This window comes from Cytobacillus stercorigallinarum, from assembly GCF_014836495.1.
GTDB classification, from domain to species: Bacteria; Bacillota; Bacilli; order Bacillales; family Cytobacillaceae; genus Cytobacillus; species Cytobacillus stercorigallinarum.
Genome location: NZ_JACSQT010000004.1, coordinates 184,253 through 190,972 on the forward strand (window position 1 = coordinate 184,253; position 6,720 = coordinate 190,972).

The window sequence follows — 6,720 nt, forward strand, 5'->3', positions numbered from 1 at the left end:
ATAGGCGAGAAATTCGGTCTACTTTTCATCAAGAATAATTCCCTATAAAAAAGCATAGCTATGCAAAAACTCATTTTCTGTTGTCGCTTCCCCTTCTATTTGCAGATTCATATGCAAGCACTTTGCTAAAATTTCTACATACCAGAGAGATGTTCACCAAAAGAGATACTTTCCAAAACAAGTTCCACATAACCACTATCGATTAAAAAGAGCCATTCCATCCTTTTAAAAAAATTTTATTTTTCGTGAACGAAAGGAGAACACTAAACGTCATAATAGTAAATCCAAAGAAAAGGGGGGCAAAGTTTGGAAGAGAAAAAGTGGATTAAAGCAGCGAAAAAAGGCGATAGCCAAGCGTTAGCTCACTTATTTAAAGAGAGTTATCCCCTTCTTGTTCACTATTTAATGAAGCTCACCCTTAATCGAGAAGAAGCGGAGGATTTGGCACAAGAAACGATGACAAAAGCGATTGAAAAATTAAATCAGTTTCAGGGGAAATCGAAATTCTCCACTTGGCTCATATCCATTGGTACAAAATTATATATCGATCAAAAAAGGCGCCAGAAGCGAGCTGATGCTTTTAAAGCACAACATATGCGGAAATTAAAATGGCAGGCACAGTCACAAAATGAGGATTGGGATTTCTTATTAGCTTCTCTCGGTGAATTAGAAGATGAATTAAGAGTGCCGATTATTTTAAAACATTATTATGGCTATGCCTATGATGAGATTGGCAAAATGCTCGGAATCGCTGAAGGAACAGTAAAATCAAGAGTTCACCGCGGAATTAAAACCATTCGAAAGGAGTTGGGTGAAGATGAGAAAGGGCCAGGAACAATGGAAAACCCGATTAAACAAGGATGAAGAAGATTTTTCAAAAGAAATAAAGCGTTCTTTTGTAAAGTTTGAGGAAAATAACCCCATCTCTACTCCTAGTAAAGATTGGTTTGAAAAAATGGTCATCGAAGAAAAGGGAGCAGCCAGCAGAAAGTGGCGAAAAGAATTACTCTTATTCAGCGGAATAGCAACACTCATTCTCGTTTTATTTTTTACAACATTAACCCAAATACCAGTTGTCTTTATAACATTACAAGGTCTTACAGTTCTTCTTGTCATCTGTTATACCTTGCTGCAAATCCAAAAACATAGAGAGAAGGTGCGACATGGAGAATATTGATTTCTATTTACTATTCTTTGTAGCTATTATTTTACTATCACAAAGTATCTTTCTATTTACCAATGCGAAGAAAAATGGGATGAATCATTGGTTCTGGGGTATTATCGCCTTAATTCAAGCACCAGTACCACTCATTTTCTATTTCATCGTAAGAAACGTTCGTAGAAAAGAGGAGGATGAATTGAATGATTATCGTGACTACTGAAACGATACCAGGTAAAGAAATTAAAGAGTTAAAGGGTTTTGTAAGAGGCAATTCAGTCCAATCGAAACATATTGGAAAAGATATTGTGGCCGTATTACGTACAATTGTCGGTGGAGAAGTCTCTGAATATACAGACATGATGACTGAATCTCGCCAAAAGGCGATTGGACGCATGGTTGAGCATGCCAAAGAAAAAGGAGCAAATGCGATTATCGGTGTACGTTTAGAAACGTCAGCCATAATGGCCAATGCGAGTGAAATATTGGCTTATGGTACGGCGGTGTATGTGGAGTAAACAAGATATATATTTGTTGGCTGTCGATTTCTCGACAGCTTTTCTGCGGAGTAACTTATATCTATTCAGAATAAGGATTGGGCAAATTCCTAACCCCTAATTCTAACGCTTAAGCCTCCGCTGCTGAATCATTCTTTTAATATCATAGCAAGCAAATGTCCCACAAATAATGATACCTGCACTAAATAAAAATACTAAAAACCAATTCTCTCCCCAACTGACATAGGCACTGTAGAGACAAAGTAACGCAGTGACGAGTGATCCATAATTCGCCTGATACAGCTCTAGTTTTGACCTTTGATTTTCTTCCAGAGATCCTCGACTCCCTTCATTATTGTGTTAACCCATTTTTCTACTCTTCACCCGCAAATAATTCATCAACGGTCGTATTCAATATTGCAGCTAAATTAAACGCTAAGTGCAGTGTTGGATCGTATTTATTATTTTCAATGGCATTAATCGTTTGCCTCGTTACTTTGCAACGTTTCGCTACATCCTCTTGCGATAGTTTCATTGACTTTCTCAACTCACGAATTCGGTTTTTCATCTTAATTACCGTATTTTCTCTTATAAAAAAGTAAAGTGATCAAGTAGATAATACAAATACTTAGTAGAAAGGAAAATGGTGAGATTCCTTCATAAGTGTTGCTTCCCCAGAAAACAGAATAAACCTTCTCCCCCATTTCAATCACTAACACAACGATAACAACTGCAAAAGAATAAGATTGTGCTTTCATTTTAATTAATTTCTTCCTTTCATCACCAAGTTGAGGTAACGTACTGATCGTATAAAAAATGAGTAGCAAACTTAAAGCTAGCAGAGAAAAAAAGATAATAACAATCCCGTTCAAGATGATTCCTCCTCCAAAAAGTAAAAAGTATTTGACATTTATTATACTAACACCTACCAAAAATGTAAAATACTTTATACATTTTTTATTAAAACAACACAAAAATGCTTAGAGTCATTATCAACTCTAAGCATTAAAATTAATCTCTATTTAACAAAGACACACCCGCAATACCTGGGTTCGTCATTTCGTATGGGTTCAAGATAAGATCCAATTCTTCTTCAGTAAGCACATCGTATTTCAAGCACAGTTCACGAACGGATTTGCCGTTGATGATTGCTTCTCTCGCGATGCGTGCTGCGACTTCGTACCCGATATGTGGATTTACTGCTGTAATGATGCCTGCACTGTTTTCTACATATTCTTTCAAACGCGTTTCATTCGCTTCAATACCTGCTAAACAGTAATCTGTAAAAGCACGGAAAGCGTTGTTCATAATACTGATTGATTGTAATAAATTGAAAACGAGTACCGGTTCCATTACGTTTAATTCTAACTGACCAGCCTCAGAAGCAAGGCAAATTGTATGGTCATTACCAATAACTTGGAATGCCACTTGGTTAATCATTTCAGGCATAACAGGATTCACTTTACCTGGCATGATCGAAGAGCCTGGTTGACGAGCAGGCAATGAAATTTCGCCTAGACCTGCACGCGGGCCTGATGCCATGAGACGAATGTCATTAGCAATCTTAGACATATTCATCATACAGACTTTTAACGCTGCAGAAACTTCTGTATAAGCATCCGTATTTTGTGTTGCATCAACAAGATGATCGGCGCCAACTAGAGGTAGACCCGTAATCTCAGCCATATGTTTAACGACACTTTCAATATAATAAGGGTTTGCATTTAATCCCGTTCCTACAGCCGTTGCTCCCATATTGATTTCATATAAATGCTGACGGGATTGCTGGATTCGTTTAATATCTCTCGTGATTACACGACTGTATGCTTCAAACTCTTGTCCAAGACGAATCGGAACCGCATCTTGAAGATGAGTTCTACCCATTTTAATCACATGATCAAACTGTTTTGCTTTCTCTTTAAATGTCGCAAGCATATGCTCCATCGTTTGTGTAAGTTTTTCCAATGCATTCAATGTAGCAATATGAATCGCTGTTGGGAAAGCATCATTCGTTGATTGTGACATGTTGACATGGCTATTCGGGCTTAAGTGAAGTGCATAGTCTCCTTTATTCTTCCCTAGTAACTCTAGCGCACGATTGGCAATCACTTCATTGGCATTCATATTAATGGATGTCCCAGCGCCGCCTTGAATCGGGTCAACAATAAAGTGATCATGCCATTTTCCTTCAATAATTTCATCAGCAGCCTGTACAATAACATTGCCAAGCCCCTCATATAATCTTTTTGTATCCATATTTGCTAACGCGGCTGCCTTTTTAACCATAGCAATTGCGATGATCAGCTCTTCATGAATGCGATATCCGGTAATTGGAAAGTTTTCAACTGCACGTAAGGTTTGAACACCATAATATGCATCTATTGGCACTTCTTTCGAACCTAAGAAATCGTTTTCAATCCTTACTTTATCATTTGACATTTTTATTTTCGCCTCGCCTATTTTCATCATTTAACTATAGATATCTCATCTCTACTTTAAGACAATATATCTCCTAAATAATAGCACAGTCTAATTCTTTTATAAAGGCGGGGAGCAACAAAGATTTTTTCTGCTTACACACTTGTTAAGAAATATATAATCAGAGAAAAACTTAATAAAATGAGCAGAATAGTATGGAGGCAAATCCCAATCACACTACAAATTCTCCCAGCAGAAATCAACTTTCTTCCTTCAGCTTCTTCAATATTGTGCAATAACTTTGATGCATAGAAGCTACCGAAGATTCCAATGATTAGTCCAATATACGGAGTAATGATAGAAAGTACCCCTAAAATAAGGGAGAAATGAACTTTTGACAAATGCCCGCCTCTTTTCAAAATCAGGCTTATAAGTTCATCTTATTACACGATAGGTCTTTATATACGAAGAGTTTCATTCTAAGAGGTTTTATGGATGAGAATTACACAATGGCATAATCGACCGAGTTTGGCCTCCATCTTCTTTATTAAACAAACACCGGATGGAAATAGATCACCGGCTCTTCATATGGATGGATGTGCTTGATGACGGTTTTCACATCTTCCATCCGACTATATAGGCAACAAAATTCCATCTTACATTCTGTTCCTGATGAGATTTTCCCAATTTGACCTAAGTAAGGATTTGCTTCTTCTAAAGGTCGATAATAACCTTTTACCGCAGAATAGGATATAACATGATCATAATTCCCTACTGTCAAAGTTCCTATGGCATTCAATTCATCTCTTAATCTCACAATATATTCTTCTGGTATTAAAACTTCAACTTTTACATATTCAAATAACATGAAGTTTCACCTACCATTTAAAAGACACGCTTTGAAAAAGTGAAATCGTCAATATCACTGTTGATAAAGTGCCAGCAGTCATCAAAGTAATCAACTTCGAGCGACTATTCTCCGTTTTTAACACTTCATTCGATACCGCAAGCCAAATAACGATAGATGCGATTGCAATAATTGATAGCATTCCTGTAGACATCTTTCATCCCCCCCAGGATTTTTGTTAAATTTGCTTCACTCCTATTCTATACGATTTTACAGGACAATTAGTTTCAAAATGATAAAATTGGTCTCAAGTCTGAGTCTTGGTTAAGGCATAAGGATGAGTTGAATCTAGTTATGGGCATTTGTCTAAAAAAGATGACCGCTAAACAATATAGAGATCATCTGTTAGATTCTTAACTTTTTTATTTTGTCCTTGATTTAAAGACCCTTTTAATTATTCTTTCTGTTCTATTCTTTTGCTTTTTTTATTCCAATCAAACGGAATCCCAGTCCATTCAAAAAATAAATATATAAGAAATGCCAACAAACTTACCATTGTATTCTCAAACCAAGATATCGGCTGACTTCTTATTATTTGCCATATCGTATTTGCCAAAAAGAAAGTCACTGCAAAAGAAAGGCTTTTCTTCAGCATGATATTCCCCCCTTATGTAAATAAGTTATTTTCTCCCTATCTTTATCATTATTTTGCTCAGCACGATAACTATCTTTAGAAGATGCTTGATAAACCTTTAAATATTGCTTGCGATTTAATAAATAATACTTACTTTTTTTATCTTGTTGAAGCATGATTTCTCCTAAAGGAATTCCAGCAAAGCGAGGTAACGTATCGATAATTCCAAACTCAACCGACAAACCCTCTTTCATAAACTCATGTTCATGCAAATCGACTAATTGATAACCCAGCGATACCATCACATCAACAATCTTTGACCACTCAAAAATATTCTGATCCGGAGGTACTGCCCACCCTCGCTCATCACCTGGCACATGAATATCTAAATCCCTTGCTTGCCAATCCACTCCCGTCACAACCTCAAGCCCAACCGAACCCATTAACAAAGGAATGATATTCACTTGATTCAGCGCTTCTGTTATTCTTAGAAACTCTTTGAATTTTGGATTGTTCACCGTGGACCTCCTTGTTACTTTTTTTAGTTAAAGATTGCTAGATTTTGTATATTGCTTGGTCATATTTTTTGGTTATTTTTTGTTTGTATTGCTCATATCTTGATGCGTCTCTCTATTTGCTTCGATTCCCTCTTTTGCGTGGCTTATATCTTGATAACACTCTCTATCTGCTTTGCTTTCCTCTTTTGCGGCGCTCATATCTTGATGCGTCTCTCTATTTGCTTCGATTCCCTCTTTTGCGTGGCTTATACCTTGATAACACTCTCTATCTGCTTTGCTTTCCTCTTTTGCGGCGCTCATATCTTGATACGCTGTTCTATTTGCTTCGATTTTTCCTTTTGCGTGGCTTATATCTTGATATCACTCTCTATTTGCATTGATTTTTCCATTTGCGTCGCTCATGCCTTAATCCGACTCTCTATCTGCTTTGTTTTCCCCTTTTGCGTGGCTTATATCTTGATGCGTCTCTCTATTTGCTTCGATTCCCTCTTTTGCGTGGCTCATATCTTGATGTCACTCTCTATCTGCTTTGCTTTCCTCTTTTGCGGCGCTCATATCTTGATACGCTGCTCTATTTGCTTCGATTTTTCCTTTTGCGTGGCTTATATCTTGATATCACTCTCTATTTGCATTGATTTTTCCATTTG

13 protein-coding genes are annotated in these 6,720 nt (G+C 36.9%); 4 read left to right on the forward strand and 9 right to left on the reverse strand.

Translation table 11 applies throughout. The annotated features are described in order from the left end of the window. Window positions 1–306: 306 nt before the first annotated feature. The 4 genes from sigY to H9655_RS10870 are packed head-to-tail and all read left to right on the forward strand — an operon-like array spanning window position 307 to window position 1,677. On the forward strand, window positions 307–864 hold the full coding sequence (gene sigY / locus H9655_RS10855; protein ID WP_191813819.1) for an RNA polymerase sigma factor SigY: 558 nt from the start codon (window positions 307–309) through the stop codon (window positions 862–864). After that, complete coding sequence (locus H9655_RS10860; protein ID WP_191813820.1) at window positions 818–1,177, forward strand: YxlC family protein; 360 nt, start codon at window positions 818–820, stop codon at window positions 1,175–1,177. The genes sigY and H9655_RS10860 overlap by 47 nt, the downstream gene beginning before the upstream one ends. Further along, window positions 1,164–1,382, forward strand: coding sequence for a sigma-Y antisigma factor component (locus H9655_RS10865; protein ID WP_191813823.1), 219 nt, complete (start codon window positions 1,164–1,166; stop codon window positions 1,380–1,382). Before H9655_RS10860 ends, H9655_RS10865 begins: the two co-directional genes overlap by 14 nt. Continuing rightward, window positions 1,363–1,677 carry a YbjQ family protein gene (locus H9655_RS10870; protein ID WP_191813825.1) on the forward strand — a complete coding sequence of 105 codons (315 nt, stop codon included), beginning with the start codon at window positions 1,363–1,365 and terminating at the stop codon, window positions 1,675–1,677. Before H9655_RS10865 ends, H9655_RS10870 begins: the two co-directional genes overlap by 20 nt. 352 nt (window positions 1,678–2,029) lie before the next feature. Here the strand turns inward: H9655_RS10870 and H9655_RS10875 are convergent, their stop codons facing one another. The 9 genes from H9655_RS10875 to H9655_RS10915 all read right to left on the reverse strand — a co-directional run bounded on the left by H9655_RS10875 (window position 2,030) and on the right by H9655_RS10915 (window position 6,373). Further along, window positions 2,030–2,224, reverse strand: coding sequence for a helix-turn-helix transcriptional regulator (locus H9655_RS10875; RefSeq protein ID WP_191813827.1), 195 nt, complete (start codon window positions 2,222–2,224; stop codon window positions 2,030–2,032). Window position 2,225: 1 nt separating this feature from the next. Next, window positions 2,226–2,528, reverse strand: a complete 303-nt coding sequence (locus tag H9655_RS10880) for a hypothetical protein (protein WP_191813829.1) — start codon at window positions 2,526–2,528, stop codon at window positions 2,226–2,228. Between the two features lie 139 nt (window positions 2,529–2,667). Continuing rightward, complete coding sequence (aspA, locus tag H9655_RS10885) at window positions 2,668–4,095, reverse strand: aspartate ammonia-lyase (protein ID WP_191813832.1); 1,428 nt, start codon at window positions 4,093–4,095, stop codon at window positions 2,668–2,670. A 134-nt stretch (window positions 4,096–4,229) separates the two neighbouring features. Further along, window positions 4,230–4,475, reverse strand: coding sequence for a DUF4190 domain-containing protein (locus H9655_RS10890; RefSeq protein WP_191813834.1), 246 nt, complete (start codon window positions 4,473–4,475; stop codon window positions 4,230–4,232). A 146-nt stretch (window positions 4,476–4,621) separates the two neighbouring features. Further along, window positions 4,622–4,942, reverse strand: a complete 321-nt coding sequence (locus H9655_RS10895) for a cytochrome C biogenesis protein (RefSeq protein ID WP_191813836.1) — start codon at window positions 4,940–4,942, stop codon at window positions 4,622–4,624. Between the two features lie 10 nt (window positions 4,943–4,952). Beyond that, on the reverse strand, window positions 4,953–5,135 hold the full coding sequence (locus H9655_RS10900; protein ID WP_191813838.1) for a hypothetical protein: 183 nt from the start codon (window positions 5,133–5,135) through the stop codon (window positions 4,953–4,955). Window positions 5,136–5,375: 240 nt separating this feature from the next. Beyond that, window positions 5,376–5,576 carry a hypothetical protein gene (locus H9655_RS10905; RefSeq protein WP_191813840.1) on the reverse strand — a complete coding sequence of 67 codons (201 nt, stop codon included), beginning with the start codon at window positions 5,574–5,576 and terminating at the stop codon, window positions 5,376–5,378. Then, window positions 5,570–6,073 (reverse strand): phosphoribosylanthranilate isomerase, encoded by a 504-nt coding sequence (locus tag H9655_RS10910; protein WP_191813842.1) that lies wholly within the window; start codon window positions 6,071–6,073, stop codon window positions 5,570–5,572. The genes H9655_RS10905 and H9655_RS10910 overlap by 7 nt, the downstream gene beginning before the upstream one ends. A 72-nt stretch (window positions 6,074–6,145) precedes the next feature. Next, window positions 6,146–6,373 (reverse strand): hypothetical protein, encoded by a 228-nt coding sequence (locus H9655_RS10915; protein ID WP_191813844.1) that lies wholly within the window; start codon window positions 6,371–6,373, stop codon window positions 6,146–6,148. Between the last annotated feature and the right edge of the window lie 347 nt (window positions 6,374–6,720).

Excerpts from the sequence above, each read along its gene's own strand:
- H9655_RS10895 (WP_191813836.1), bottom strand. The coding sequence starts at position 4,942 with ATGTTATTTGAATATGTAAAAGTTGAAGTTTTAATACCAGAAGAATAT.
- H9655_RS10860 (WP_191813820.1), top strand. The coding sequence starts at position 818 with ATGAGAAAGGGCCAGGAACAATGGAAAACCCGATTAAACAAGGATGAA.
- H9655_RS10900 (WP_191813838.1), bottom strand. The coding sequence starts at position 5,135 with ATGTCTACAGGAATGCTATCAATTATTGCAATCGCATCTATCGTTATT.
- H9655_RS10915 (WP_191813844.1), bottom strand. The coding sequence starts at position 6,373 with ATGAGCGCCGCAAAAGAGGAAAGCAAAGCAGATAGAGAGTGTTATCAA.
- H9655_RS10905 (WP_191813840.1), bottom strand. The coding sequence starts at position 5,576 with ATGCTGAAGAAAAGCCTTTCTTTTGCAGTGACTTTCTTTTTGGCAAAT.
- aspA (WP_191813832.1), bottom strand. The coding sequence starts at position 4,095 with ATGTCAAATGATAAAGTAAGGATTGAAAACGATTTCTTAGGTTCGAAA.
- H9655_RS10875 (WP_191813827.1), bottom strand. The coding sequence starts at position 2,224 with ATGAAAAACCGAATTCGTGAGTTGAGAAAGTCAATGAAACTATCGCAA.
- H9655_RS10865 (WP_191813823.1), top strand. The coding sequence starts at position 1,164 with ATGGAGAATATTGATTTCTATTTACTATTCTTTGTAGCTATTATTTTA.
- H9655_RS10870 (WP_191813825.1), top strand. The coding sequence starts at position 1,363 with ATGATTATCGTGACTACTGAAACGATACCAGGTAAAGAAATTAAAGAG.